Genomic DNA, 25,555 nt, shown 5'->3' on the forward strand with positions numbered 1-25,555 from the left:
ATGTGGTGGGGAGTGGCCGCCGCCCTGGTGTCGAACATCCTGTACAGCGGCGGGTTCGTCCTGGAGAAGCGGGCGCTCGCCACCCTGCCCGAAGTAACGGTTCACCAGCCGGCGCGGCTGCTGCGGCTGGTGCTCGGCAGCCCGCTGTGGATCGCCGGCGCGCTGTCCCTCGCCGCCGGTTTCGGCGCCCAGCTCGCCGTCTACCGGACCCTGCCGATCGCCGCCGCCCAGGGACTGTTCGTCTCCGGCCTGGTGCTCCTCGTGATGCTGTCGGCGCGACTGCTCGGCGAGGAGACCACCGGCCGGGAACGGTACGCGCTGGGCGCCATCCTGCTCGCATTGCTGATGGTGGTGCTGTCGCTGAAGGAGGGCGGCGCGGGCGCCGACACCGTCGGCCGGGACGCACCGTACCCGCTGATCCTGCTGGTGTGCGTGCCGTCGCTGGCGGCCGGGGTGTGGCTCTACCGGTCCGCCGAACGCCGCGCCCGGCGCCGGCACCGGATGCCGACCACCGGCGTCGAGTACGGGGTCGCCGTCGGCCTCCTCTACGGCGTCAGCTCGCTCGCCATCAAGGGGGTGTCGAGCCACCTGACGGCCGACGGCATCGGCGACGCGCTGCTCGGCCTGCTGCGCTCCCCCTACCCGTATCTGCTGCTGTTCACCGGCGCGTTCGGCCTGGTGCTGTCGCAGGCGGCACTCCAGCGCTGCCGGGCCTCGCTGATCGTGCCGGTGTGCACGACCGTGACGTGCCTGTACACGGCGGTGCTCGGCACACTGTCGTTCGGCGAGGAACTCCCCGACGAACCCCTGCGGCTGGCCCTGCGCGTGGCGGGTACGGTGCTCGCGGTCACCGTGCTGCTGGCCATGCCGAAGCACGACACCACCTCACCACCAGGTACCGAGACCGAGACCAAGAACGAGGAGTTGACGCCCCCGTGAAGCCCGACGACCCGCTGCTGAGGATTCTGGCCTGCCCGCTCGACAAGGGCCCGCTGCATCTGCTCCCCGCCACCGCCGCTGCCGCTGCCGCTGCCGGGAAGGACGGCGCAGCGGCGGTGGACGGAGCCGAGGAGGCGCTGTACAACCCGCGTCTGCGCCGCCGCTACCCGATCATCGACGGCATCCCACAGCTGCTCCCGTCCTCCGGCGAGCAGGTCTCGGACGAGGAGCACGAGGCACTGCTGGCACATGTGTCCGAGGCCCATATGACCGCGGAGCACATGTCGGAAGAGCACACGGCCAAGGACCACACAGCCGAGGACCACATGGCCGAGGACCACATGGCCGGGAACAACACCAGCCGTCCCGGCACCCCGGGGGCGACCACATGACGAAAGGCCGTCCCAGGGTCACGTTCGCCGCCCGTGCGGCGTCCGTCCTGCCCACCCGGGTCGTGGCCGCCGCCGCCCGCGCGGTCTACCCGCGCTTCGAGCCCGAGCTGGCCCGGCTCGCCGACCTGTGCCCGCCGGACTGCGGCACGGCGATCGACGTCGGCGGCTGGTACGGCCCCTGGACGCACCGGCTGGCCCGGCGCGCCCGCCAGGTGGTGACCGTCGAACCGGTCCCCCACCTGGCGCGGCTGCTCACCTCCGGCGCCCCGTCGAACGTCCGCGTGATCCGCGCGGCGGCCTCGGACCGCGCCGGGATCGCCCGGCTGTGGCTGCCGCCGGACGACGGCGGCGACCGGGGGGTGTCCTCCCTGGTCCGCCGGGACATCCACGGCCACGCCCTGGACGTCACCTGCGTCACGCTGGACGCACTGAACCTGAAGGACGTCGGCTTCATCAAGATCGACGTGGACGGCAACGAATCGGCCGTGCTGCGCGGCGCCACCGGCATCCTCTCCCGCGACCGCCCGGCACTCTTCGTGGAGCTGGAGTCCCGCATCCAGCCGGTCGCGCCCGTGGTCACCTACCTGTCCCTGCTGGGCTACGACGGCTGGGTGCTGCCCGGCGACGACTGGATCCCGCTGGCCCGTTTCCCCCTGGAGGCCCACCAGGCCAGGGCCTCCTACGTCGTCTCCCACGGTCTGCTCCGCCGCGTCCTGCCGCACAGCGCGCTCAGGGGCCCGCGCTATGTGAACTCGGTGCTGTTCCTCCCGGACGGCCGCCGTCCCGGAACGCCCCCGGTGGGCGACGATGGTCCCCGTGCCTCCCGCGAAACCCCCCGGTAGCCCGTCCGGCCCCTCCGTCCCGTTCACCCCGCTCGATTTCCAGCTCGTCCTGCTGCGTCGTATGGCCGACCACCATCCCGGCCTGGTCGAGGACGCCCGTCACGAACTGGGCGTCTCCCTCGCCGGGATGCGCGAGGCGAACAGGCGCTGGCAGGCCATGGTCCGCTCCCCGCGATCCCGTTCGGCCCGCTCGAGGTATCGGTCCGTGCTCGGCGAGCCGGATTCCCGGGTCCGGCGCCGGATCGGCGACCTCGACTGCGAGGCGTCGCGGTGGCGGCTCCCGCTCTGGCCGGACCTCCGCTTCGAGATCCTCACCACGCCCGACGGCACCGTCTGGAACGAGTGGCTGGTCCGCGCGCCCGACGCCGGCCCGCCCGCCCTGCGCACCCTCGAGGACCTGTCGCCCTGGTCCTGCACGGTCGACGAGGCCGCCCGCGCCTTCGCCCCGGCCCGCCCGCTCGAAGGCACCGCGCCCACCCGGTGGGGCCTCGTCTTCGTCGCGCCGGACGCGCGGGGCGTGCGGCACGAGGTGGTCGCCGAGTTCACCTGGGGCTTGCTGCAACGGACCTCGGTCGGCCCACGGACCGCGGCCGGCGATCCGCCCCTCTGTGAACCGCCCCTCTTGTGAACCGCTCGGCACCCCCCTCGGCGAGCCGCCGCCCGGATGACCGCGTCCACCACCCGGGGCATCGAACCGGTGTGCGGGACGGTCGAGCGCGAGGCGGCGCGTCGCGGCGGCGGCCTGCCCGGCACCGGACGCCGGCCACGGAGTTCGCTCCGGCAGCCGATGATGTACGGAGGAATCGTGGTCTCGCCGGTACCCGCGGTGATGTGGCTGGTACCGGCCGTGCCCGGCCGGGGTAGGAACTCGGTCGGACCCGGTGCCCCCGGGAACGACAGCCGCACCACCCGAACGGTCAAGGAGTACGACGCGTGTCCTCTCTCTTCCCGGCCCTGACCGACGGCGGCGGCCCTGCCGCCGGCCGGCCCGCCCTCCGGTTCGGCGAGCGCTCACTGACGTACGGGGAACTCGCCGCCGCGGCCGTCCCGGTGGCCGGGGCCGTCCGGGAGGCGCGGCGGGTCGCCGTCTGGGCGACCCCGACGCTGGAGACGGCGGTCGCGGTCACCGCGGCGCTGCTCGCCGGGGTGACCGTGGTGCCCCTGAACCCGAAGTCGGGTGCCAAGGAGCTCGGCCACATCCTGTCCGACAGCACCCCGGACCTGGTCCTCGCCGCCCCCGGCCAGGAACTCCCGGAGGCGCTGCACGGCCTGGCCCGCCTGGACGTCGACCCGGCCGACCGCGCCCCCGGCACGCTCCCCGGAGACCTCGCCGGGGACCGCGCGGACGACGAGGACCCGGCCCTGGTCGTCTACACCTCCGGCACCACCGGCCCGCCCAAGGGCGCCGTCATCCCCCGCCGCGCGATCGCCACCACCCTGGACGCGCTCGCCGACGCCTGGCAGTGGACCGGTGACGACGTCCTCGTCCACGGGCTCCCGCTGTTCCATGTGCACGGGCTGGTCCTGGGCATCCTGGGCCCGCTGCGCCGCGGCGGTTCGGTGCGTCACCTCGGCAGGTTCACCACCGAGGGGGTGACGCGGGAGCTGAGCGGCGGCGCGACCATGCTGTTCGGTGTACCAACCATGTACCACCGTGTCGCGGAGGCCCTGCCCACCGAGCCGGAACTGGCCGGGGCGCTGGCCGGGGCACGGCTGCTGGTGTCGGGGTCGGCGGCGCTGCCCGTGCACGACCACGAGCGGATCGCGGCGGCCACCGGACGCCGGGTGATCGAGCGGTACGGCATGACGGAGACGCTGATGCTGTGCTCGTCCCGGTGGACACCCCCGGACCCCCGGCCCAGCGTCCGCGCGGACGGCGAGGCCCGGCCCGGCACCGTGGGCGTGCCGCTGCCGGGCGTGGAGCTGCGGCTGGTGGAGGAGGACGGGTCCCCGGTGGCGGCGTACGACGGGGAGACGGTGGGCGAGATCCAGGTCCGCGGCCCGAACCTGTTCACCGAGTACCTGAACCGGCCCGACGCCACCGCGGGCGCCTTCACCGCCGACGGCTGGTTCCGCACCGGTGACATGGCGGTGCGCGACGCCGACGGCTATGTCCGCATCGTCGGCCGCAAGGCCACCGACCTGATCAAGAGCGGGGGGTACAAGATCGGCGCCGGTGAGATCGAGAACGCGCTGCTGGAACACCCCGGCGTCCGGGAGGCCGCGGTGACCGGGGAGCCGGACACCGACCTGGGCGAGCGGATCGTCGCGTGGATCGTCCCGGCGGATCCGGGGGCGCCGCCCGCCCTCGACGAGTTGGCCGACCACGTCGCCGCCCGCCTGGCCCCGCACAAACGTCCGCGGGTGCTCCACCACCTCGCCTCGCTCCCCCGCAACGACATGGGGAAGATCATGAAGCGGACGCTGCGCCATGACTGACCGGCTCACCGCGCGCGAGACCGTCACCCTCGTCGCCGACGACGCGGGGCGCGGCCGACGACGCGGAGGCGGAACGGCAGGGGGCGGGGCGGCCATCGCCGACCTGTTCGCCGCGGTGGCCATCGCCGACCTGTTCGCCGCGGTGGCCGCCGCCCGCACCCCGGTCACCACGCACGTCGTCGGCGAGGGCGGCCCCGGGCACCACCCGGGCCACGCCCGACAGCCGCTTCTCGGCGATTCCTCCCCGGCGTGAACGCCGGGGCCTCCTCGCAAGAAACAGGTGAACCGGGGGCCGCCCGCGGCACCTCGGCCAAGCCTGCGACGCGTACGGGGCCGGGGCCGGGGCCGGGGCCGGGGAAGCTCGAGGCTGTCCCTGCGATCGCCGTGCCCCTCCCTCTCGTTCAGCGGCCCCTCGCCCGGCCCTCCACAAGGGGCGGTGTCCTGCGCGGGCGCGCACGATGGTCCTGAGGTCCGCCGTCCGGCGGCCCGCAGGACCGCGCACTCGGGAGGATTGCCGTGACCGCCAGTCTGGAGCAGTTGCGCCGCTGCCACTTCGCCGTCGACCTGGGAGCGGCCCGCACCCGGGTCTACGTCAAGGGTGCCGGTCTCGTCGTCGACCAGCCGTCCGCCGCCGCCGTGAACACCCGTACCGGCGCGCTGATCGCGGTCGGCGAACTCGCGGAGCGGATGAAGGGACGGACGCCGAGCTACATCCGCGTCGTACGGCCCGTGTCGGGCGGCACCGTCGTCGACATCGACATGGCGCAGCGCATGCTGCGCCATCTGCTCGGCGACCGGATCCGCCGCACGCTGCGCCGCCGGCCGGGCCTGCGCGCCGCGGCCTGCACCCCGCACGACGCCGATCCACTGGCCCAGCGCGCCACGATCGAGACCCTGGTCGGGCTGGGCGCCCGCCGGGTGGAGCTGGTCGACACGCTCATCGCCGCCGCCGTCGGCTGCGGGCTGCCCGTGGAACGTCCCGAGGCGACCATGATCCTGGTGTGCGGGGCGGCGACCACGCAGGTGGCCGTGCTCTCCCTCGGCTCGATCGTGACGGCCGAGCGCATGCCCGTCGGCGGTGACGCCGTGGACCACGCCATCGTCCAGCACCTGCGCCACCATCACGAACTGATGCTGCCGAGCCAGTCCGTACGGCCGTTGCAGCTGGCCCTGTCCGGCAACGGGCTCACCCCGCACGGCCCGGAGTCGACGGAGATCCACGGCCGGGACGTCGCCACCGGTCTCGCCCGCTCGGTCAAGGTCGACACGGCCGCCGTACGGCACGCCATCCAGACCCCGTTGACAGCGGTGCTGGACGGGATCGGCAAGGTGCTGCGGGGCTGCCCGCCCGACCTGGTCGCCGACCTCGTCGACCGCGGGATCATGATGGTCGGCGGCAGCGCCCTGCTGCCGGGCCTCGACCAGATGCTGCGGCAGGCGACGGGTATGCCGGTCCACATCGCCGAACGGCCGGACGTGTGCGCCGTCCAGGGCCTGGGCGCCATGCTGGAGGGCAGGATCGCCCCCCTGGTACTGAACCCGCTGGCGAACTGAGCCGCCGAGCCGACCGCACCCGCCCTGCCCGCCCCATCCACCATGTCCGGCCGGAATTCCGGCCGGTTCGGCGACAAGGGGCGTAAGGCTCGGCAAACCGGGCAGGCGCATCCGCGAGCACTGCATGGACCGCGTACGTTCCGCACCCTCGCATGTCCCGCACGCCCTGCCGCCCGGTCCGCGGCGACCGAACCGTACGCCCGACGGCCCGCACGCGTACCGACAAGGCGGTGTCATGACCTCCGCGGCCCCACCCCCTTTCTCGGGACGACCCTTCTCGGAACAGCCCCTCCCGGGACGACGCGGCACCCTGGTCATCGGCGAGCGCATGGAAGCGGACCGGGCACTGCTCACCCCGCGCGGTGAACTGGTCCACGGCTGCGCGGATGTCCTCGCCCGGAAACTGGCCCAGTTGCCCGCCCGTACGGCCCGGGTCGACCTGGACATGAGCGGGGTGCGCTTCATGGACACGGCGGGACTGCGGTTCCTGGAGGTCCTGCGCGACCACGGCCGCCTGCGGTCGGTGCCGGTCACGGCCACCGGCTGGACCGGTCAGCCACGCCGCATCCTGGCGCTCGTCGGCCTGGACACCACCGACCCGCTGCGCCCTCCCGGCGAGAAGAGCGCGCCGGCGCCCGCCACCACCCCGGCGGCGGAGGCGGCGCCGGCGAAACGGCCGCCCGTGCGGGAGGAGGAGGTCGAGCGGCTCCGGGAGTCGATCGCCGCCCGGCCGGCCGTCGACCGGGCCCGCGGCATCCTGATGACCGCCCACGGCTGCGGCCCGGACACCGCCTGGCGCGTCCTGCGCGAGACCTCCCGCCTGTCCGGCGCCTCTCTGCGCACGGTCGCCGCGGTGGTGGCCGCCGACGCCGACCGGGCGGACCCCCGCCCTCCGGAGGAGGTACGGAAGGCCCTGGCCACGGCCCTCGCCCGCCACCTCCGCCCGCCCCGGGCCGGAACGGGCCAGGAGGGGACGGACCCGGGCACGCCCCACCGGTGAGCGCGCCGAGCGGTGTCACCGAGTGCCGTAAGAAGCTTTGTAGAACTTGGCTTCCTCCCCTGCCTGAAAGCGGGGATTCCCGCGGTCGCCCGCCGGGTTTCCCGCTTCACCGACGACCGCCCCGCCCGGGAGGACTCCCGTGGAGGTCTTACCCCGTCTCCACAGGCGGACGCCGCCGGCCCGGCGGCCAGGATGTTGCGTGCCACGTTCACGTCGCGGTCATGCACCGAGCGTGAGGGGTGGCGCAGCTTGCTCGTCGTCTTGGCCTCGACCTGGCGTATGCGTTCGCGTGTCACGCCGTAGAAGATCGTGCGAGTGGCAGGCACTCGGTGAAGCGGCGCCTCGGCGGGGCCGAGGCACGTGGGCGAGTTCAAGCGGTCCGTGCGTCCCGGCGCAGCCGGGACGGGCATCAAGGGGCCGGCTTCGGTGCCGCGGCGTTGTCGGGTCGGTCGCCTGGACCGCGGTGAGCCGGGCCGTTCTCGGCCGGGCCCGGCTTGGACAGCTTGAGTCCGGCGATGCAGCCGATGATGCCGGCCAGGAACAGCACTTTGAGCACGCTCGCCGCCTCGCCGCCGGTGGCCATGGCCCAGGCGACGGTGAGTGCGGCGCCGGTGCCGGTCCACACGGCGTAGGCGACGCCGATGGGGATGTGCTGGGCGGCGCGCGACAAGCCGATCATGCTCAGAATCATCGCGATGAAGAACACCACGCTCGCGACGGGCTCGGAGAGACCGTCGCTGGCGCCGAGCGCTGTGGCCCAGACGGCCTCCAGCACGGCGCTGACAAGAAGGATCAGCCAGGGCATTCAGCTCACCGCTTTCAGTCCGACGATGCAGCCGATCAGGCCGGCCAGCAGGACCGCGCGGAGGGGCGTCAGCTTCTCCTGGCCCCGCGCGGTGGCGATCACGACAGTCAGCACGGCCCCGATGCCGACCCATACGGCATAAGCGGTGCCGGTGGGCAGCGAGGTCATCGCGTAGGCCAGTCCCGCCATGCTCAGCACCGCGGCGACGGCGAAGACGGCGGTCGGCGCGAGCCGCCGGAACCCCTGGGACATGCCCAGGGCGGTGGCCCAGACGGCCTCCAGTACGGCGGAGGCGATCAAGACGGTCCACGCCATGCGCACATTCCTCTCCATGTTTTCGTACGGCTGTACCAAAACGAAGCTAGCACGTAGTCGTACAGTCGTGCGACAATGGTGTCATGCCTCGCGTGATCGACACCGGTGAACGCAACCGCCAGGTTGCGGAAGCGGCGTGGAGAGTTCTGGTGCGCGACGGCATCCCGGCACTGTCGGTGCGCAAGGTCGCCGCCGAGGCGGGGCTGCCGCCGAGCTCGCTGCGCTACACCTTCCCGACCCAGGCCAGCTTGCGGATCAGGGCGTACGACATGGTGGTCGAGCGCCTGGCCGACCGGATCGCCGCCATTGCGCCGGGTGATGACTGGGCGCGGGCGGTACTGCTGGAACTGCTGCCCCTGGATGAGCCGCGGCGCTTGGAGATGGAGATCACCGTGGTCCTCGGCACGGCCGCGATGACGGACGGCGACCTGCGCGCGACACACCACAGGGCGCACCGGGCCGTAAGGGACCTGTGCGAACGGGTGGTACGCGTACTGGGCGTGGCCCCGGAGGGGACCCGGACCGAAACGGATCGCCTGCACGCGATGGTGGACGGGCTCGCTCTGCACATGATCCGACAGGACCGGGACGAGGACACCGACTGGGCCGCCCGGGTAGTGGACACCCACCTGGCCGATCTGAAACGAGCCCCGTCACCTCAGGCACTGCGACAGGAGTCCAGGCCTCCAGCCTCCGCCCGGTCGGCATCAGATCGAGAACGATGAGGCCAAAGAGCGGCACGTCCGGCGCCGTGCGGCTCGCGGCCCCGCCAGGCAGCGTTGCGCGCTACCAGGCAGCGTTGCGCGCCGCCCGGTAGCGGACCGCGACGTCCGCGAAGCGACTGACAGAGAGCAGCGTCGCGCAGACCGGTCAGTGCCCTGGCCGGCTGCTGACGCTCACACCGAAGAAGCCCCCTCCACCGGAAGGGGGCTGACGCTGTTTCGCAGATGGAACGGTTCTCCGGGAGAACCTCTTGGTGGGGCGGGTGGGACTCGAACCCACGGCCGACGGATTATGAGTCTGTTGGGGATCTTGGTGGTCCTTGTCGATCACTGCTCATCTATCACGTTTTCGCAGGTCAGACGGGGTTATCCATATGAGCACTCCTCAGTCCTTGTCAGTCTGTTCCTGTCCTTGTGGCCTCAACTCGGCCTCAAGGAGGCCCTACAGGAACGCGCTGAATACATAGAGGACGATCGCGCCGGCTCAAGGACGGGGATCGAACTCTTGCTTGTCGGCTTGACCGGCGGTCACAGCTCCTTCGCGTAGGTGTCCTGGTACGCCACCCTCCCTCCGAACACGTTCAGGCCGATGTGTCCGCTCGTGTACGTCGTGTCCGTCACGTCGATGATCCGCTTGCCGTTGAGGAACACCTGGATGCGGTCGCCCTCGGTGAGGATGCGGACGGGGTAGCTCGTGCCGCGGCGGACCAGTGCCGGGACGCGGGCGAGGGCGGCGCCGTCGTCGAAGTAGCCGTTGGCCTTGGCGACCAGGCGGATCACGCGTAGGTCGGGGTCGATGTTGAGGCAGTAGGCGTCGGCGCCGTCGGAGGAGGCGCGCCAGAGGAGGGAGAGGGCGCCGCTCGTGTCCGGGGCGGGGCCGCCGAGCCGGACCAGAGTGGTGAGGTCCAAGTCCGTCGCCGTGCGGGCCGAGATCGCGTTGGAGTCCTTGTCGAAGCTTCCGGCGCGGCCCGCGCTGTCCGTCGACCAGCGGCCGGCGGGGGTGATCGTCAACTTGCCGAGGTCCGAGCGGAATTCACCGCCGCTCGGGGCGGCCACCAGCGGCTTCACCCGATCCACCAGGCGGAAGGTGCTGTCGAGCCTGTGCACCTTGAGCGACTCGATGTGCGCGGTGCCGCCCTTGGCGTAGAAAGCCATGCCGTCAGCGTCCGGGCCGGGGAAGATCAGGCTGGTCACGGCGGCCTGTCCGTCCGCGCCGAATGCCTCGACCGAGGACGAGTCGACGTACACGCGCAGGGTCGCGCGGCCGTCGGTCGTCTTCATCGGCGCGGTCGTGCGGCCCGTGAAGTACTGCGTGAAGTCGCTCAGGCCCGATGCCGAGCGGTCCACGAACAGCTCCTGCGCCTCGGCGTCGTATCCGACTGTCGTGTGCTGCTCGTCGTCGGTCCGGAGCCGGAAGCCGATCTCCCTGGCAGTACCAAGGGTGATCTCGGCCTCGATCTCGTAGGCGATGCCCCGGACTCCCGCGAGCGGGTTCGCGGAGGTGGGGCCGACGGCGAGGTCCTTGCGGGTTGTGGTGGACGTGCGCAGCGTGACCAGCTCCGGGACCGGGCGCTGCGCCAGGCGTACGCCGTCGGCGGTGTCCGTGAGGGTCAGTTCGCGGGGGGTGCTCAGCTGGCCGTTCCAGCCGCCGGTCGGGGCGCTGAAGGGGTAGTCCCAGTTGCTCATCCAGCCGAGCCAGACGCGGCGGTCGTCGGTCAGGCCGTAGAAGGACATGGCGGCGTAGTAGTCACGGCCTGAGTCGGCGCGCAGGACCGTGCCGGCCTTCTGGTCGGGAGCGAAACCGGTGCCGTTCCACTCACCCGTGAAGTACTGGGCGGCCGAGCCGTTCGTGGCGCGTACGGCACCGGTGCTCAGGGTGAGGACCCACTTCACCTTGTCCTTGTCGCCGTCGACGGGGAGCGGGAAGAAGTCGGGGCACTCCCAGACGCCGGGTGTGGCCCAGTCGCCGTAGCCGAAGGAGCTGACCTGGGTCCAGGTGAGGAGGTCGGTGGAGGTGAAGAAGCGGATGTGGTCGCCGCCGGAGACGACCATCAGCCACTGTTCGTGGGCCTCGTCGCGGATGACCTTCGGGTCGCGGAAGGTCCAGTCGGCGTCTGGGCCGCCCGGGTTCTGCACGGCCGGACTCGAGCCGCCGTGCAGCTGCCACGATCGGCCCTTGTCCTTGCTGTACGCGATGCGCACGCTGGCGTTCCCGCCCGGCTTGTCCGGGTGGTAGCTCGTGTAATAGGCGATCAGGCCCGAGCCGCCGTCGAAGAGACCGGAGGTGTCGTCGGCGTCCACGACCGCGCAGCCGGTCCAGCAGTGGCCGTAGGCGTTCCAGGGCAGGGCGATCGGCAGGGGCTGCCAGTGGACGAGGTCGGTGCTGACCGCGTGCGCCCAGCGGCCCTCGTCCTGGTGGAAGAGGTGGTACTCGCCGTCGTGGTGCAGCAGGCCGCAGGGGTCGCTGGTGGAGCCGGTGAGCTGGGAGTAGTGGTACGTGGGGCGGTACGGCTCGGTGAAGTAGTCGGCGGTGCTGTGGACTTCGACGTTCTGGAAGTACGACGTCCCGTGCGCGGCCGCGGTGCCGAAGGCGGCGCCCTTGGTGCGGGACACGCGGGTCTTGAGCGCCCGTACGCCGTCCACGTACACCTCGATGGTTCTGCCCGTCGCGCGGGCCTCGACGCGGTACGTGCCTCCGGCCGTGATGCGCCGGACCGGGCCGGAGGCGGAGGCGAGGCGGGTGCCGGAGGAGCGGTCCAGCAGGACGACGGCGTTGCGGCCGGCTTCCAGGCGGGCTTCGTAGCCGCCGGAGCCGTTCGCGGACGCGCGCAGGGCGAGGCCGGCCGAGGAGGAGCGGTCGCCGGGTGTGATGTCGGCCCTCGCCACCAGGTCGCCGTCGGTGAAGGGGGCCGTGCGCAGGCCGTTCTCGCCGCGGATGCCGCGCAGGTCCGGGGTCCAGGTGCCGGAGCGGGCCGTCCAGCCCTGGAGGCCGGTGGCGAGGTCGGCCGCGGCGATGTTCTCGAAGGACACCTCGCCGGCCGAAGCCGTGACGGCGAGTCGGCCCTTCGTGTGGGTGGAGTCCTGGGCGGTGATGACGGGGCTGTAGCCGTCGGGAGAGAGGAAGTTGGTCTGCCAGTGCACGCGCAGTTCGTCGTGTTCGGCTTCGACGCGCAGACGGTAGACCGTGTCGGCCTTGATGGTGGTCGCGTAGGTGCCGAGGGTGACGTTGCCGTCGATGCGGTAGAGCCTCAGCCTGTCCTGGTCCGCGTCGACTTGGACGCCGTAGCCGCGCGTGGCCTTGGCGTCGGTGCGCACCAGCAGTGCGGCGATGGCGGAAGCGTCGTGCAGGAGCAGGTCGGCCTGGAGCGCGGTGTCGTACGTCTTGGTCGTGGTGATGGCGCGGGCGGTGGCTCTCTGGGTTGGGGCCGCGCGCCAGCCCAGCGGACTCGCCGTCCAGGTGCCGCCGCTCGTGGTCAAGCCGGTGAGGTTGGTGGTGACTGAGGAGAGGGAGGGCGGGCCGAAGGTGACCTTGCCGCCCTGGGCGAGCAGGCCCACCGAGCCGGTGTCGTGGCGGTGGTCCTCGGTGTGGAGGAGCCGCTTGCCGTCGACATGCACCGTCAGCTCGGGTCCGTCGACCGCCACTTCGAGGTCGTAGGGCTTTCCGGCCTGCGCGCCCGGGAGTGGAGCGGTGGCGAGTGTGTCGCCGCCGGCCAGGTCGTAGAGCCGTATGCGGGCGCGGCCGGGGTCGAGGGCGACCGCGTATCCGGTCGAGCCGTCGAGGGCTGTCCGGAACACCAACGCGCCTACGGAGGAGGAGGATTGGGGCGTGACGCGGGCCGCGTACGTGCCCTTGGCCGCGAGTTGCTGCTCGGACAGGGCGAGGGAGGGCCCGCGACGGCCGGCGGTCACCTTCTGGCCGCCGTCGGAGGTGCGGGTCCAGGTGCCGGTGACGGGGATGGGGTCGGGGATCGGGGTGGCGGCGGGGGTCGCTCCGGTGGTGCTCGGGGTGGCGGCCTGTGCTGCGGGGAGGATGCCTCCGAGAGGCAGCAGGGTGGCGGCGGTTCCTCCGGCGAGCAGGAGGGTACGGCGGGACACGCTCATGGCGGCTCCTGATGAGAACAGGGGAGGGTGGGCCACGGCCCGGGGGGGGACGTCCACCCCGGGCCGTGGTCGTGTGTAAGACGGTCACGGCCACAGCGGCCGGGGCCCGTCGGTCAAGGCCGACGCCATCTGCCAGGCGTCGAACCGCTCCAGGGCCACGTCGCCGTCGGCACCGATACCGACGCCGACGGCCTCGTCCGGGCGGGTGGGGTAGATGCGGGCGGTGAGGGGCCGCCCGTTGGCGAAGATCTCCAGTGCGGAGTGGTCGACGAGGACGCGCAGGTCGACCCGGCCCTCGGGGCCCAACGACAGGTCGCCGTACCGGGGTTCGGTGTCGACCGTCGGGTCGAGGCTGCTGGTCTCGCGGTGCAGACGGAGGGTGCCGCCCGTTCCGTCGTGCGACCGGCTCACCTCCACGACCGTGCGTTCCGCGCCGTCCGGTGTCTCGCGGAGCACGAGCCGGACGGTCGCTCCGGGAGCGAGACGCAGGGTCGTCTCGATGTCCAGCTGGTCCCCGCGCACGGCGGGCAGCCGGGTGTACGGGTCGGCCAGCCGGCCCGGAGCCACCTCTACGCGCTCCCGCCGCAGCTCGGTCAGCTCCGGTACCGGGGCCTGGTGCAGGCCGCCGTCCGTGGCGAGCGTGACGACCCTCGGCAGGGACATCACACCGCACCAGCCGGCCTGCGCGTTCGCCTCGTCCGTCCGGCCCTCCTGGAGCCAGCCGAACATGATGCGGCGGCCGTGCTCGTCACGGGTGGACTGGGGGGCGTAGAAGTAGCGGCCGCCGTAGTCGAGGCGGTGGAGGGCGGTCGGGGTGAAGGTGTCGCCCTGGTAGCGGCCGGTCCAGTACAGGGGGTGGTGGGTGGTGCCCCCGTCCCAGGCGGAGAAGACCAGCACGTCGGTGCTGCCGGCCTCCTCGTCCTCGCCGAGCCGGAAGAGGTCGACGCACTCCCACATCGTGCCGGTCCAGTCGAGCTCGCCCCGGTTCTGCGAGGCGTCGCCGGTCAGCAGGGGGCCGACGTAGCGCCAGCTGCGCAGGTCGTCGGATTCGTACAGGAAGGCCGTTCCACCGACGCCCCGGATTCCCGAGCCCACCAGCTGACGCCACACCGTGTTCTCGCCGGAGCCCTCCCGCCAGACGCAGTGGTCGCGGAAGGCCGTGATGTCGACGCCCTCCGGCGGGGCGGTGATGACCGGGTTGGCCGAGTCCTTGGTCCAGTACGTCAGATCCGCCGATCCCCTGGCCACGCAAGGGAGTTCATGCTCGCCGTGCCTGCCCGAGTAGACGAGCGTGGGCACCCCCCCGTCGTCCACCAGGACACCGGACCAACAGCCGTCGCGGTCCGGGCCGTCCGAGCCTGGCACCAGGGCGACTGGCTCATCGGCCCAGTGCACGAGGTCGGTACTGGTGGCGTGGCCCCAGTGGATGCGGTGGTGGGCGGCGGCGAGCGGGTTGTACTGGTAGAAGAGGTGGTAGACGCCGTTCCAGTGACTCAGCCCGTTGGGGTCGTTGAGCCAGCCGCCGGGCGAGGTGAAGTGGAAGCGGGGGCGGTGGGGGTCGCGCAGGGCGCGCTCGGCCAGCCCCTCGGCGGTGGGACTGCCGGAGGGGAGGGTGAGGTCGTGGGTCATACGGCGGTGGTCTCCGCTTTCTCGGTGTCGTCGGTGGCCTCGCTGTCCGGCCGGTCGGTGGCCTTGAGGACGCGGCGGGCGATGTCGGAGGCGGGTGCGCGCAGGTGGCAGCGCACCCAGTGGGGCTGTCCGTCGTCTTCGCCGACGATGTGGCGGACGGGCTCGGTGCGGCTGCACGTGCCGTCGTCGCCATAGGGGCAGGACGTGGGGTTGAGGATCGCCTCGCGGAGCTTGGCGCGCTCGACGGGGTCGTAGCTGCCGGCCCGTTCGGGGTCGGGTACGGCGGACAGCAGCAGGCGGGTGTAGGGGTGGGCGGGGGCGTCCATGACGGCCAGTGCGTCGCCGCCCTCGACGAGTTCGCCGGCGAACATGACCATCGTGGTGTCGGCGAGGTAGCGGGCGGAGCCCAGGTCGTGGGTGATGTAGAGCATGGCGATGTTCCGCTCGTCGCGCAGGCGCCGCATCAGGTTGAGCACGCCGACGCGCACGGAGACGTCCAGCATCGACGTCGGTTCGTCGGCCAGGATGAGGCGCGGTTCCACCGCCAACGCGCGAGCGATGGAGACGCGCTGACGCTGGCCGCCAGAGAGTTCGTGCGGGTAGGACTGGAGCATGTCCTCGGTCAGGCCGACCGTTTTTATCAGCTCGCGCAGCGCCTCTGGTGTGGCGGAGTGGCCGTGCAGGACGAGGGCCCGGGTGAGGAAGTGCTCGATGCGGTGGACGGGGTTGAGTGAGCCGAAGGGGTCCTGGAACACCATCTGGACCTTGCGGCGGTACGCCCGTGACGCCCGGCGCCGCTCGGTGCGCAGGACGTCCTCGCCGTCGAGCAGCACCTGTCCGGCGGAGGGCTGTTCGAGGCGGGCGAGACAGCGGGCGATGGTGGACTTGCCGCTGCCGGACTCGCCGACCAGGGCGGTGATCCGGCCGGCCGGGAGATCGAAGGAGACGTCGTTGACGGCTCGGACGCGGCGCCGGGAGAAGACGGTGCCGACCTGGAAGTCCTTGGTCAGACCGCGTACGGACAGCAGGGGCTGGGTCATCGCGGGGCTCCCTGGGCACTCTGGGCCGCCCACCGGCCGGGGGCGATCTCGCGCAGGTCGGGGATGTTCATGGAGCAGTCCGAGCGGTCCTCGGGACAGCGGACGTGGAAGCCGCAGCTGTCGGCGGTGCGCGGGGCGTCGAAGAGGCCGGTGAGTTCTTGGCGCGGGCCGGTCAGCGGCGGGAAGGCGTTCATCAGCGCCTCGCTGTAGGGGTGGAGCGGCCCCGCGAACAGCTCCTTGGCGTCGGCGAGTTCGACGATCCGTCCGCCGTACATCACGCCCATGCGGTCCGACAGCTCGACCATCAGGGACATGTCGTGGGTGATGAAGAGGATGGAGAAGCCCAGTTCCCGCTGGAGGTCGCGGATCTGCGCCATGATCTCCTGCTGCACGACCACGTCGAGCGCGGTGGTCGGCTCGTCCATGATCAGCAGCCGGGGGCGCAGTGCGACTGCCATGGCGATGACGACGCGCTGGCGCATGCCGCCGGAGAGCTGGTGCGGGTACGCCTTCAGCCGCCCCGGGTCGATGCCCACCATCTGAAGCAGCTCGCCCGCCCGCTCCCGCGCGGCCCGCTTCTTCAGCTTCTCGTGGGTGGTGAAGATGTCGACGATCTGCTCGCCGATGGTCAGGACGGGGTTGAGCGAGTTCATCGCCGACTGGAAGACCATGGCGATCTCCCGCCACCGGAAGGCGCGCAGCTCGCGTGCGTCCAGGGCGAGGACGTTGCGGCCCTGGAAGCGGATGCTGCCCGCGGTGATTTCCGCCGGGGGCTTCAGCAGTCGCATCACCGCGTTGGCGATGGTCGACTTGCCGCAGCCGGATTCTCCGGCGAGGCCGAAGATCTCTCCGGCGCCGATGGAGAAGGAGACGTCGTCGGCGCCCACGACGGTGCGTCCGTCACCGCGGTATTCGACGCGCAGGCCGTTCACCTCAAGTACGGGTTCCATGGCTCAGCCCCTCCTTTCACGCCGGGCACGGCGGCTGCGCAGCCTGGGGTTGGTGATCTCGTCGACCGCGTAGTTGACCAGCGCGAGCGCGAACGCGACGAGCGCGATGCACAGTCCGGAGGGGACGAAGGCCCACCACGTGCCGGTCATCAGCGCGCCGTCGTTGCTGGCCCAGTACAGGTTGGTGCCCCAGCTGACGACGCTGCTGTCGCCGAGGCCGAGGAACTCCAGGCCGGCCTGGGCGCCGATGCCGAAGATCACGCAGCCCAGCAGCGTGGTCATCACCACGGACGCCATGTTGGGCAGGATCTCGCGGAACATGATCCGCAGGGGGCGCTCGCCGGTGACGACGGCGGCGGCCACGAAGTCCTTGCCGCGGATCGACTTGGCCTGCGCGCGCAGGACCCGGGCCGAGCCCGCCCAGCCGGTGACGACGAGCACCAGGATCACGGTCGAGGTCCCGGGCGGCAGGAACGCGGCCAGGATGATGAGCAGCGGGAGGCCGGGCAGCAGCAGGAAGATGTTGGTGACCAGGGTCAGCGCGTCGTCCACGATACGGCCGAAGTACGCGGACGCCAGGCCGACGAGGATGGCGACGCCGGTCGCCACAAGGCCCACGGTGAAGCCGACGAAGAGGGAGCTGCGCGCACCCCACAGGGTGAGGGCGAGCACGTCCTGTCCCTTGGCGGTCGCACCCAGCCAGTGTGCGGCCGAGGGTGCCTGGCTGCCCGTGGAGTTGATGAGCGACGGGTCGCCCGGTGCCAGGACGGGCGCGAGCAGAGCCAGCAGCGCGAAGAGAGCGAGCAGGATCAGCCCGGCCAGCGCCTTCTTGCTGTCGATGAGCTGGCGCAGCAGTCCGCGCCGGCGGGACGTGCGTGCGGGGATGGTCGGCGTGGTGGCCGTCGCGATTTCGATGGCGGTCATGTCGGCAACCTCCTCAGCGGACGCGGACGCGCGGGTCGAGGCGGACGTAGACGAGGTCGACGAGGAAGTTCGCGAGCAGCACCGCGGCCGTGATCGTCAGGAAGATGCCCTGCATCAGCGGGTAGTCCAGGCCCTGGACGGCCATCAGCAGCTGGTAGCCGATGCCGGGGTAGGCGAACACGACCTCGGTGAGCAGGGCGCCGCCGATGACGAAGCCGAGCGCCATGCCGAAGTTGGTGACGGAAGGCAGCAGCGCGTTGCGGGCGGCGTAGCGGAACATGATCCGCGAGGGGCTGAGGCCCTTGGCCTCGGCCATCGTGATGTAGTCCTCGGCCGTCGTGGCGATCATGGTGTTGCGCATGCCGAGCATCCAGCCGCCGATGGAGACCAACACGATGGTCAGCGCCGGCAGCACCAGGTGGGTGGCGACGTTCGAGAGGAACTCGCCGTTGAAGCCGGGAGTCAGGCCGACGTCGTAGGCGTGCCGCATGGGGAACCAGCCGAGGCTCACCCCGAACAGGTACAGCGCGCCCATCGCCAGCCAGAAGTACGGGAACGAGCCGACGAAGATCAGCAGGGGCGGGAAGGCGGAGTCGAGGACGCCGCCGCGCCGCCAGGCGGCGACGATGCCGAGCAGGTTGCCGAGCACGGCCGCGATGACGAGCGCGACGCCGCCGAGGAGCAGGGTCCAGCCGATCTGTGAGCCGATCACGTCGGAGACCGGGGTGGGAAAGCGGGTGATGGAGATGCCGAGGTCGCCGGTGAAGACGCTTTTGACGTAGGAGACGTACTGCTCCCAGAGTGGGCGGTTGTCGAGGCCGAAGAGTTTCCGCAGCTGGGCTATCTGATCGGGCTGCATGGTGCCCTGGGCCTGCGCGAACATCCGGGAGACCGGGTCTCCCGGCATGAAGCGCGGGAGAACGAAGTTCAGGGTGATGGAGGCCCAGAAGGCGAGCAGATAGAACCCCAGGTTGCGCAGGATCAGACGCACGGGTCGTGCTCCCTGTCGGTGGGGGGTGAACGTGTGGCTCGGTGCGCGGGGGCGGCCGTCCGGGGAGGAGGGCGGCCGCCGGTCCGCGGGCGGCGTCAGCTCTTGACGGGCTTCAGCGACGTGAGCACGAGGATCGTGCTGCCGTTGCGGTTGCCGAGGGTGGCGTACGGGTTCTCTTCGGTGGGCCAGCCGGTGAAGCGGGCGTCCGTGTACGCGCCCCACTCGGGGCCGGTGAACAGCGGGACGACGGGCGCGTCCTTGTCGTACAGCTCCTGCAGGCCGTTCATCTGCTCGCGCTGCGCACTCTCGTCCGTGGCGGCGGCGAAGGCGTCGATGAGCTTGTCGGCCTTCTTGTCGCCGAAGCGGTGGTAGTTCTCCGTGGCCTGCTTGCCGACCGGCTGCACCATCTTGGTCGACATCACGCCGCGGAAGTACTCGTACGGCGTGGCGCCGTTGTTGCTCCACACGATGCCGGTGTCGAACGTGCCGGTGTTGTACGACGACGAGACCGCCGACCAGTCGGGCGTCTTCACGGTGGCGGTGATGCCGACCTTCGCGAGGTTCTGCTTGATGATGTTGGCGACCGAGATCCAGTCGGAGGAGGCTGAGCCGACGGAGATGTCGAGCGTGAAGTCCTTGCCGTTCTTCAGCTTCCGCTTGCCGCCGCTCTCCTCGTAGCCGGCCGCGTCCAACGCCTTGGCCGCCGCGTCGGTGTCGTACTTCGTCCAGGTGCAGGAGGCGGCCAGCGACGTGTCACGCCACTTGTCGTACGTGCGGGCCAGGCCCGTGCAGTCGGCGGGTTCGGCGTAGCCGTTCATCGCGACCTTGGTGATCTGGTCGCGGTCGACGGCCATGCTGAGGGCCTTGCGCACCGCCGGGTCGTCGAAGGGCGCCTTGGTGGTGTTCAGCTGCCAGTTGATCATGGCGCCGGTGGCCGGGAACCAATAGTGGTTGTGCTTCTTGTCCTTGGCGACGAAGGACTTCTCGATGTCCGGGATGAACGACTGCGTCCAGTCCACCTCGCCGTTGGTGAAGGCGATGTTGGCGCTGTCGTTGCCGGAGAAGGCGAGTATCTGGATACCGGCGATCCGCTGCTTGTCCGGCTGCCAGTAGTCGGGGTTCTTGCGCAGCTCGTACGACTGGCTCTGGAACTTCTCGATCTTGGTGTACGGGCCGGTGCCGACCGGGTTCGGGTTGGTGAACTTCGCCGGGTCCTTCACCTTGGACCAGATGTGCTTCGGCAGGATGTAGTGGCCGCTGATCTCGTAGAAGGCGGTCGAGAACGCCTTGCTGAAGGAGAACTTCACCGTGTGGGCATCGACCGCGGTGACCTTGTCCAGGTAGTCGAAGCCGCCGAGCACCTTCTTCTGGAGCTCGAAGGTGTAGACGACGTCGTCGGCGGTGAGCGCCTGGCCGTCCGACCACTTGACGCCCTCGCGCAGCGTGAAGGTGAGGGACTTGCCGTCCTTGGCCTGCTCCCACTTGGTGGCCAGCCACGGCGTGTCCTTGGCGTCCGCCATGCTGTGCACCGCCAGCGGCTCGTAGACCGCCTGCAGGGTCATGGGGGCGGCCTGCGGGGAGAGCGGGTTGAAGTTGCGCGTGAACGTCGCCAGATCCTCGCGCGGGATGGTGAGCAGCTGGTTGCCTGAGGTGTCACCGGCGCCGGAGGTGCCCGAGCCGCCCGTACAGGCGGACAGGACCAGGGCCGCGGCGGCGGTCACGGTGACCGCTCTCAGGACGGCTCGGGGCCGCCGTGAAGGTATGCGGGAGGGTGCCATAATGGAGACTCTTTTCCTCTCTTCAACACACAGGGCGAAGACGGGATGGGATTCCTCGGCGGACTGATTAGCGGTCAGACCGACGAGCGTTCGAGCAGCGGGCAGTCGATCGTCACCTGACGGGTGTCGAGCGGCTGCCCCGCTGCGAGAGCGGCGAGCATGTCGATGCCCTTGGTGCCCATGGCCTCGAAGGGCAGGGCGAGCGTCGTCAGCTTCGGCCGCAGATAGGCGGCGATGAGTTCCTGGTTGTCGAACCCCACCACGGCCACGTCGTGCGGGATGCGCAGCCCACGTTCCTTGATCGCGTCGTACGCGCCCATCGCCATCCGGTCGTTTCCGCAGAACAGCGCGGTCGGCCGGTCGCCGGCCGGGCGGTCAAGGAGTTCGCAGGCGGCGGTATAGGCGCTGTCCGCGGTGGCCCAGCCGGGGACGACGAGGGAGGGGTCGGGGGTGATCCCGGCCTCGCGCAGGGCACGTTCGTACCCCTCGCGCCTGCCGATGGCCGCCGGGATCGCCGGGTCGAGGTTGATGAACCCGATGCGGGTGTGACCGGCGTCCAGGAGCCGGCGGGTCGCCTTGTAACCGCCCGACACCTCGTCGGGCAGGATGCACGGCAGCTCACCTTCCGCGTCGTAGCAGTTGACGAGCACCGTCGGCACCTCCCGGGCTGCCTTGGGGAGCGTGACGGCCCGGTGCCAGGTCGTGGCGTACAGGAGCCCTTCCACCCGGTGTTCCAGCATCTGGTCGAGCGCGGCGGCCTCCTGGGCGGGGTCGCCCTCGCTCGCGGCGATCAGCAGGAACCTCCGATCGCCCCAGGCACGGCTCTGCGCACCCGTGATCACCTCGGTCGCGAAGGGGCCGGTCACGATCTCGGTGATCAGCCCGAACCACCCGCTGCGGTTCGCGGCCAGCGCCCGCGCCCCGGCGTTGGGCCGGTAGCCGAGCTCGTCGATCGCCTCCAGGATCCGCCGACGGGTCTCCTCGGGGATGGCGGCGCCGGGCTTGTCGTTGAGGACGAAGGAGACGGTGGTCCGCGAGACACCCGCGTGGCGCGCCACATCGCTCATGGTCACGCGCTGCGTCCTGTTCGTGGCCACTTCCAGTCCCTTTCGGCCGTCCGGCGGTGAGACAGCACCTCCGGTTTCGCGCTTTAATAACGCGCGTTACTTCCGTGTTGCAGGGAAGTTACGTGCGTCTTGAGCGGCATGTCAATACCTGCGCATGGGCCACATCAGGCCACCGGGCCGGTGGCCTTCGCCCCCCGCGCTCTTCCCGAGAGAGGCAACCAACCACCATGGCCCGACCCCAGGCCCCCAGCAGCGTCACCGTCCTCGGCGAGTGCGTCGCCGAGGCCTTCACCGACCCCGCCCGGTCCAGCTCCGAGTGGACACCGTCGGCGCCGGGGACTCCTTCACCGCGGGCCTGCTCCATCGCCTCGCCGCCCTCGGACACCTTGGCGGGCGACTCGACGCACTGAGCCTCGAGGACGTCACCGACTCCTGCTCCTTCGCCGCTCACGTGGCCGCCGTGACCTGTTCCGTCCACGGCGCGAACCCGCCCTGGGTGGACGAAGCGGCGATGGAGGCCGGCGTGGAACAGCTCCTGCCGCATGCCTGAACGTGGCATGCCCCTCCCCGCAGACAGGACTGCGGGAACGGGCGTCGAATCCACACGGCCGGCACCCCGTACGCGCTGTTGCCATGGCGTCGTCATGGTTGCGGAGCCGCAGAGCCGGGGAGCCGAGCGGTGCTTGAGATCAGGTGCGGCTCTCAGTGAGGTCTGCCAGCTCGGCCTGGATGCGGTCGGCCTCCTCGCCCAGTTCGTCGACCCGACAGCGAGCTGCGAGCTCGTGCTGTTCCAGCAGTCCGACAACCGACGGCATCCGCGACCTCCCGGGGAGCGACGACACGGCAGGCCATGGCTCCCACGGAATCACCGACCCGCCTGACCAGCGGAGATACCGTCCTCAAGTCCGGAAAGACAACAGCTTCACGACTTCTTCGGCCGCCTTGCCTTCTCCCCGGACACCGGCACCCTCGCCGTGCTCACCGCGCGAGCGGAGGTGATCCATCTGAGACGCGTTAGTCGAAGCCGCCGGCCGTCACACCGACAGTGACCGGGCATCGGAACATACTCAGCTGCCGGCGGTCCGTAACCTGAGCAACTGGACGAGACCCGTCTTCGACCGCCCCGACGTCCTGACCACATGAACCACGGAGCACCCCACGAGAGGACCGAGTGACCGCTCGGGGCCGTTTCCTCTTGGGGCAGTTCCTGGCGCCCACCGGCCATCACCACGACGCACACTCTCGCGCGCCGCACACCCAGACGGCCACCACGTCGAACGCCTCGACCCACCTGCGCCGACCGGAGCACAGGATCATCGATAACACTGTCCTCGTTACCAGCGGCCTCAGGATGGCCTCAATTCATGGCCCTACGCAGCGCGGCCCAGCAGAACACGTCTCCTTGGCTACGCACCTACGCGCATTCGTGCAGGTCAGAAGGCCACCAGCTGTCGCAGACCGAGCCGCCCCCAAACTCACGAGCAGCGGATTCAGTCCGTTCAGGCAAAGTTGACGCTCCGACAGCCAAAAAAGAACGTTTCCGCAGGTCAGAGACCTGTATAGGTGGGGCGGGTGGGACTCGAACCCACGGCCGACGGATTATGAGTCCGTAGTTATTACTCCGGCTCACTCTGACTCACTCCGGATAGTCCAGAAACTCCAGGTGGTGAGCGGCTGGGACTCTGGCTCACTCCAGCTATTTCGGCCCCCTTCGGGACCTCCGCTCACGCACCGCTCACGCAATCCCCTTGGGCTGCATGACGCCTGACCTGCGCTGATCCCATTGTCCCGCACTCCCCCGCGCACCACAATGCCCGAGCACGAGAGCGGCCCCGGTCGGCGTCAGGGACACCGGCCGGGGCCGCGAGCTGAGCGGCCGCCCCGCCACGGGGACAGCGAAGGCGGCCGCTCTCATCCCGCTACCGGCGTCGGCGCGAGCCGGCAGCGGGGGTCTGGTGGGCTACCGGCCGAGACCGGACGGAGCAGTCTGGCGGGGTGTCGGTCGGCAGGGGATCCGGCACACGGTGATCGTGGCCCCGGCCCCCGTTGCGCCTGGGTTGTCGAGCTGCTGGGCGTCGCGCTCCTTGAGCGGCTTGTCGCAGCGCTGGCAGAACATCAGCAGCCCTCCCTGATGAGGCGGTGCACCTCGACAGAGATCGGGCAGGTGGGGGACTTCTGACAGTGCTCGCACCCGGGTGCGTGATCGAACAGGTAGCGGTAGGCCCGTCGTCCGACGCAGCGCCTGCACCCGCGGGGGAACCAGTCGTAGGTGCTGTCCAGCCACTTCTTCTTCCGCGGGCCCAGGTTGACGGCCGTGAGCGAGGTGAGGGCGATCCCGTCCCACACGCACGTCGCGCCGCGCACCTGCGCCTGGGTGAGGCCGTCCAGGTCGGGCAGCGTCAGGGCCGCTATCACTTGGTCCCGGGCGGTCTGAGTCGTCGTGGGGCTGTCGTCCGTGCAGGCGGCTTGCGTAGGCTCTGCCATGTCGTCGCTCCTCTGAAGCGTCGTCCATGCCCCCGGACCGGTCGCACGGTCGCGGGGGTCTTCTGTGTGAGCCACCGTACTGGAACCGCACCCCTGCACAACCCTCTTCGTATCACTACGTACCTCCGCGGCGCGCCGCGCTGCCAAGAGGCGGCGTGCGGAGGAGCGCGCGATCCTGCGCTCATGAGCGACGACGACAGCCTCGAGGTGGTCTACGAGTACGTGCGGATCGCCGACCTGGTCGCCGCAGACATTGCGTCCGGCCGGCTTCCGCTCGGCGCCCGGTTGCCGGGTGAGCAGGAACTCGCCGACATGCACGGGGTGAGCGTGAGTACGTCGCGGCGGGTACGGCGTGAGCTGGTGCGGCGCGGCCTTGTGCGGGCGCTACCCGCAAAGGGCACGTTCGTGATCCGGACATCGCCGGTTGACCCCGGGCATGACGAAACGCCCCCGCCCTCCCCGTAACAGGGGAGAGCGGGGGCAGTTGTTGGGCGGGGGATGAGACGTCCCGGGCCGGCCTCCCACCACGGGGCCGGTCCGGGACTTACACGCCGGTGCGGTAGTAGTCCTCGACATCCTGCGGCGGCGGCGCCGGTGTCCCGCCTCGGTCCGTCACCTGGTCCCGGAGGACGAGCGCCCACCGGCTGATCGACCACAGGACACCGCGGGTGCGGGTCTGTTCCTCGCGCAGCTCGGTGCACTCTTCCTTCAGCCGGTCGACGGACGCTTGGAGCACAGAGAGGTCGACCTGCTTCGTGTTCGGGGCGGTGGAGATGCGTGCCGCGCTCCGGGTGCCCCGGTAGGTGATGACTCCCATCGTGATGGTGCCGATGACGCTGATGACCGCCCCGACGACTCCCCAGACACCGTTCACCCGGGTCTCCCCTCAGCCGCCTGGCCGAGGTTCCGGGGTGTACCGGCATCAGGCGGGACTCTCGATGCGCACCAGATCACCCCACAGTGCGATGTGATGTACCAGGCCCACAGCCACAGGCCGCGCGTGTAGTCGCCGCCGATGCCTGCCCAGCTGTAGGCGAACGCCCAGAGCGTCGGCGGGGCGGACGCGGCGACGAAGCCCCAGCGGTCCGGTCCGAAGCGCACCCAGGCGCAGCAGAATGCGGCGGCGCCGCAGATGATCCAGATCCACGCCCAGTAGCGCAGGGGTGCGAAGTGGAGCAGCAGCTCGAGGCCGCCGGTCGCCGTGGGCGGGTTGAAGATGAACGACGCACCGAAGCACACCTTGCCGGCGCCCATGAAGACGAGGAAGGGACCGCGGCGGCCCAGCCGGGTGCTGAGCCGCCGGACCGCCGCGCGCATCAGACGCTCGGCGCCGAGCTGGCGCTGTTCTTCGCGCCCACCACCCGGGCCGCGATCCCCTTCACCAGCGTCACCACCGCCGCTATGCCGGCGACGGCGACGCTTTCCCAGAAGGAGGCGGACAGCATGTCGGCCGGTCCTGCGGCGAGGGCGACCGCGCCGGCCGCGCCGAGGAACGTCCAGATGATCCGCTCGATCAGGTCGACCGCGTAGGTGCGGGCCGTCTTCACGACAGTCTCGGCGTGGGGCAGGTTGATCTCAGACAT

General features: G+C 70.9%; 23 protein-coding genes, 1 tRNA gene and 4 pseudogenes. 11 read left to right on the plus strand and 17 right to left on the minus strand.

Annotated elements, in window-relative coordinates:
- From V4Y04_RS10820 to V4Y04_RS10855, 8 genes and pseudogenes are all read left to right on the plus strand, one after another.
- The gene (locus V4Y04_RS10820) at positions 1-939 is read left to right on the plus strand and encodes a hypothetical protein (protein ID WP_332427323.1); all 939 of its coding nucleotides are present in this window, start codon (positions 1-3) and stop codon (positions 937-939) included.
- A pseudogene (locus V4Y04_RS10825) lies at positions 936-1,196 on the plus strand (Trm112 family protein); the annotation flags it as partial. The gene V4Y04_RS10820 and the pseudogene V4Y04_RS10825, both read left to right, overlap by 4 nt.
- A gap of 131 nt (positions 1,197-1,327) precedes the next feature.
- A complete protein-coding gene (locus V4Y04_RS10830; RefSeq protein WP_332427325.1) occupies positions 1,328-2,173 on the plus strand; it encodes an FkbM family methyltransferase in 846 nt (281 codons plus the stop codon).
- Positions 2,139-2,801 carry a hypothetical protein gene (locus tag V4Y04_RS10835; protein WP_332427327.1) on the plus strand — a complete coding sequence of 221 codons (663 nt, stop codon included), beginning with the start codon at positions 2,139-2,141 and terminating at the stop codon, positions 2,799-2,801. Before V4Y04_RS10830 ends, V4Y04_RS10835 begins: the two co-directional genes overlap by 35 nt.
- Before the next feature lie 305 nt (positions 2,802-3,106).
- Positions 3,107-4,612: an acyl-CoA synthetase gene (locus V4Y04_RS10840; protein WP_332427330.1), complete on the plus strand. Its 1,506-nt coding sequence runs from the start codon at positions 3,107-3,109 to the stop codon at positions 4,610-4,612.
- A 41-nt stretch (positions 4,613-4,653) separates the two neighbouring features.
- Positions 4,654-4,857 (plus strand): annotated as a pseudogene (locus V4Y04_RS10845) (hypothetical protein); the annotation flags it as partial.
- A 271-nt stretch (positions 4,858-5,128) separates the two neighbouring features.
- Positions 5,129-6,166 (plus strand): rod shape-determining protein, encoded by a 1,038-nt coding sequence (locus V4Y04_RS10850; RefSeq protein ID WP_332427331.1) that lies wholly within the window; start codon positions 5,129-5,131, stop codon positions 6,164-6,166.
- A gap of 235 nt (positions 6,167-6,401) precedes the next feature.
- On the plus strand, positions 6,402-7,166 hold the full coding sequence (locus V4Y04_RS10855) for an ANTAR domain-containing protein (RefSeq protein WP_332427332.1): 765 nt from the start codon (positions 6,402-6,404) through the stop codon (positions 7,164-7,166).
- Positions 7,167-7,237: 71 nt separating this feature from the next.
- Here the strand turns inward: V4Y04_RS10855 and V4Y04_RS37725 are convergent.
- The 3 genes and pseudogenes from V4Y04_RS37725 to V4Y04_RS10865 all read right to left on the minus strand — a co-directional run.
- Positions 7,238-7,396: pseudogene (locus V4Y04_RS37725) on the minus strand (RNA-guided endonuclease TnpB family protein); the annotation flags it as partial.
- A gap of 179 nt (positions 7,397-7,575) precedes the next feature.
- A complete protein-coding gene (locus V4Y04_RS10860; protein ID WP_332427334.1) occupies positions 7,576-7,971 on the minus strand; it encodes a DMT family transporter in 396 nt (131 codons plus the stop codon).
- Positions 7,972-8,286 (minus strand): DMT family transporter, encoded by a 315-nt coding sequence (locus tag V4Y04_RS10865; RefSeq protein WP_332427337.1) that lies wholly within the window; start codon positions 8,284-8,286, stop codon positions 7,972-7,974.
- An 83-nt stretch (positions 8,287-8,369) separates the two neighbouring features.
- Here V4Y04_RS10865 and V4Y04_RS10870 point away from each other — a divergent pair, with 83 nt between their 5' ends.
- Entirely contained in the window at positions 8,370-9,011 is a 642-nt protein-coding gene (locus V4Y04_RS10870) for a TetR/AcrR family transcriptional regulator (RefSeq protein ID WP_332427339.1), read from the plus strand.
- A gap of 525 nt (positions 9,012-9,536) precedes the next feature.
- Here the strand turns inward: V4Y04_RS10870 and V4Y04_RS10875 are convergent.
- From V4Y04_RS10875 to V4Y04_RS10910, 8 genes are all read right to left on the minus strand, one after another.
- A complete protein-coding gene (locus tag V4Y04_RS10875) occupies positions 9,537-13,109 on the minus strand; it encodes a glycoside hydrolase family 32 protein (protein WP_332427341.1) in 3,573 nt (1,190 codons plus the stop codon).
- Between the two features lie 84 nt (positions 13,110-13,193).
- Entirely contained in the window at positions 13,194-14,738 is a 1,545-nt protein-coding gene (locus tag V4Y04_RS10880) for a glycoside hydrolase family 32 protein (protein ID WP_332427343.1), read from the minus strand.
- Positions 14,735-15,778, minus strand: coding sequence for an ABC transporter ATP-binding protein (locus V4Y04_RS10885; protein WP_332427345.1), 1,044 nt, complete (start codon positions 15,776-15,778; stop codon positions 14,735-14,737). The genes V4Y04_RS10880 and V4Y04_RS10885 overlap by 4 nt, the downstream gene beginning before the upstream one ends.
- Positions 15,775-16,728: an ABC transporter ATP-binding protein gene (locus V4Y04_RS10890; RefSeq protein ID WP_332427346.1), complete on the minus strand. Its 954-nt coding sequence runs from the start codon at positions 16,726-16,728 to the stop codon at positions 15,775-15,777. The genes V4Y04_RS10885 and V4Y04_RS10890 overlap by 4 nt, the downstream gene beginning before the upstream one ends.
- A 3-nt stretch (positions 16,729-16,731) precedes the next feature.
- Positions 16,732-17,652: an ABC transporter permease gene (locus tag V4Y04_RS10895; protein WP_332427347.1), complete on the minus strand. Its 921-nt coding sequence runs from the start codon at positions 17,650-17,652 to the stop codon at positions 16,732-16,734.
- Between the two features lie 13 nt (positions 17,653-17,665).
- Positions 17,666-18,643 carry an ABC transporter permease gene (locus V4Y04_RS10900; RefSeq protein ID WP_055595802.1) on the minus strand — a complete coding sequence of 326 codons (978 nt, stop codon included), beginning with the start codon at positions 18,641-18,643 and terminating at the stop codon, positions 17,666-17,668.
- A 95-nt stretch (positions 18,644-18,738) separates the two neighbouring features.
- A complete protein-coding gene (locus V4Y04_RS10905; RefSeq protein ID WP_332427350.1) occupies positions 18,739-20,364 on the minus strand; it encodes an ABC transporter substrate-binding protein in 1,626 nt (541 codons plus the stop codon).
- Between the two features lie 131 nt (positions 20,365-20,495).
- Entirely contained in the window at positions 20,496-21,488 is a 993-nt protein-coding gene (locus V4Y04_RS10910; RefSeq protein ID WP_055595809.1) for a LacI family DNA-binding transcriptional regulator, read from the minus strand.
- Positions 21,489-21,783: 295 nt separating this feature from the next.
- On the opposite strand from V4Y04_RS10910, the pseudogene V4Y04_RS37730 reads away from it, so the two are divergent.
- A pseudogene (locus V4Y04_RS37730) lies at positions 21,784-22,038 on the plus strand (PfkB family carbohydrate kinase); the annotation flags it as partial.
- Between the two features lie 139 nt (positions 22,039-22,177).
- Here the strand turns inward: V4Y04_RS37730 and V4Y04_RS10920 are convergent.
- From V4Y04_RS10920 to V4Y04_RS10930, 3 genes are all read right to left on the minus strand, one after another.
- Positions 22,178-22,303 carry a hypothetical protein gene (locus tag V4Y04_RS10920; RefSeq protein WP_332433153.1) on the minus strand — a complete coding sequence of 42 codons (126 nt, stop codon included), beginning with the start codon at positions 22,301-22,303 and terminating at the stop codon, positions 22,178-22,180.
- 749 nt (positions 22,304-23,052) lie between these two features.
- A tRNA-Ile gene (locus V4Y04_RS10925) sits at positions 23,053-23,119 on the minus strand.
- Between the two features lie 484 nt (positions 23,120-23,603).
- Positions 23,604-23,972 carry a hypothetical protein gene (locus V4Y04_RS10930; protein ID WP_332427354.1) on the minus strand — a complete coding sequence of 123 codons (369 nt, stop codon included), beginning with the start codon at positions 23,970-23,972 and terminating at the stop codon, positions 23,604-23,606.
- Positions 23,973-24,155: 183 nt separating this feature from the next.
- Here V4Y04_RS10930 and V4Y04_RS10935 point away from each other — a divergent pair, with 183 nt between their 5' ends.
- Positions 24,156-24,437 carry a GntR family transcriptional regulator gene (locus V4Y04_RS10935; protein ID WP_332427355.1) on the plus strand — a complete coding sequence of 94 codons (282 nt, stop codon included), beginning with the start codon at positions 24,156-24,158 and terminating at the stop codon, positions 24,435-24,437.
- Between the two features lie 79 nt (positions 24,438-24,516).
- On the opposite strand, the gene V4Y04_RS10940 is transcribed toward V4Y04_RS10935, so the two are convergent.
- The 3 genes from V4Y04_RS10940 to V4Y04_RS10950 are packed head-to-tail and all read right to left on the minus strand — an operon-like array spanning position 24,517 to position 25,555.
- Positions 24,517-24,846, minus strand: a complete 330-nt coding sequence (locus V4Y04_RS10940) for a hypothetical protein (RefSeq protein ID WP_332427357.1) — start codon at positions 24,844-24,846, stop codon at positions 24,517-24,519.
- Positions 24,843-25,289 (minus strand): hypothetical protein, encoded by a 447-nt coding sequence (locus tag V4Y04_RS10945; protein ID WP_332427359.1) that lies wholly within the window; start codon positions 25,287-25,289, stop codon positions 24,843-24,845. Before V4Y04_RS10945 ends, V4Y04_RS10940 begins: the two co-directional genes overlap by 4 nt.
- On the minus strand, positions 25,289-25,555 hold the full coding sequence (locus V4Y04_RS10950; RefSeq protein WP_332427361.1) for a hypothetical protein: 267 nt from the start codon (positions 25,553-25,555) through the stop codon (positions 25,289-25,291). The genes V4Y04_RS10945 and V4Y04_RS10950 overlap by 1 nt, the downstream gene beginning before the upstream one ends.

It is taken from the genome of Streptomyces sp. P9-A2 (assembly GCF_036634175.1).
GTDB lineage: Bacteria > Actinomycetota > Actinomycetes > Streptomycetales > Streptomycetaceae > Streptomyces > Streptomyces pratens.

Bases quoted from the DNA above. Each gene is read 5' to 3' on its own strand.
- V4Y04_RS10895 (WP_332427347.1), bottom strand. From the start codon at position 17,652: ATGACCGCCATCGAAATCGCGACGGCCACCACGCCGACCATCCCCGCA.
- V4Y04_RS10855 (WP_332427332.1), top strand. From the start codon at position 6,402: ATGACCTCCGCGGCCCCACCCCCTTTCTCGGGACGACCCTTCTCGGAA.
- V4Y04_RS10860 (WP_332427334.1), bottom strand. From the start codon at position 7,971: ATGCCCTGGCTGATCCTTCTTGTCAGCGCCGTGCTGGAGGCCGTCTGG.
- V4Y04_RS10880 (WP_332427343.1), bottom strand. From the start codon at position 14,738: ATGACCCACGACCTCACCCTCCCCTCCGGCAGTCCCACCGCCGAGGGG.
- V4Y04_RS10935 (WP_332427355.1), top strand. From the start codon at position 24,156: ATGAGCGACGACGACAGCCTCGAGGTGGTCTACGAGTACGTGCGGATC.
- V4Y04_RS10885 (WP_332427345.1), bottom strand. From the start codon at position 15,778: ATGACCCAGCCCCTGCTGTCCGTACGCGGTCTGACCAAGGACTTCCAG.
- V4Y04_RS10950 (WP_332427361.1), bottom strand. From the start codon at position 25,555: ATGTCTGAGATCAACCTGCCCCACGCCGAGACTGTCGTGAAGACGGCC.
- V4Y04_RS10920 (WP_332433153.1), bottom strand. From the start codon at position 22,303: ATGCCGTCGGTTGTCGGACTGCTGGAACAGCACGAGCTCGCAGCTCGC.
- V4Y04_RS10830 (WP_332427325.1), top strand. From the start codon at position 1,328: ATGACGAAAGGCCGTCCCAGGGTCACGTTCGCCGCCCGTGCGGCGTCC.
- V4Y04_RS10835 (WP_332427327.1), top strand. From the start codon at position 2,139: ATGGTCCCCGTGCCTCCCGCGAAACCCCCCGGTAGCCCGTCCGGCCCC.
- V4Y04_RS10945 (WP_332427359.1), bottom strand. From the start codon at position 25,289: ATGCGCGCGGCGGTCCGGCGGCTCAGCACCCGGCTGGGCCGCCGCGGT.
- V4Y04_RS10910 (WP_055595809.1), bottom strand. From the start codon at position 21,488: ATGAGCGATGTGGCGCGCCACGCGGGTGTCTCGCGGACCACCGTCTCC.
- V4Y04_RS10875 (WP_332427341.1), bottom strand. From the start codon at position 13,109: ATGAGCGTGTCCCGCCGTACCCTCCTGCTCGCCGGAGGAACCGCCGCC.
- V4Y04_RS10870 (WP_332427339.1), top strand. From the start codon at position 8,370: ATGCCTCGCGTGATCGACACCGGTGAACGCAACCGCCAGGTTGCGGAA.
- V4Y04_RS10820 (WP_332427323.1), top strand. From the start codon at position 1: ATGTGGTGGGGAGTGGCCGCCGCCCTGGTGTCGAACATCCTGTACAGC.
- V4Y04_RS10930 (WP_332427354.1), bottom strand. From the start codon at position 23,972: ATGGCAGAGCCTACGCAAGCCGCCTGCACGGACGACAGCCCCACGACG.
- V4Y04_RS10865 (WP_332427337.1), bottom strand. From the start codon at position 8,286: ATGGCGTGGACCGTCTTGATCGCCTCCGCCGTACTGGAGGCCGTCTGG.
- V4Y04_RS10890 (WP_332427346.1), bottom strand. From the start codon at position 16,728: ATGGAACCCGTACTTGAGGTGAACGGCCTGCGCGTCGAATACCGCGGT.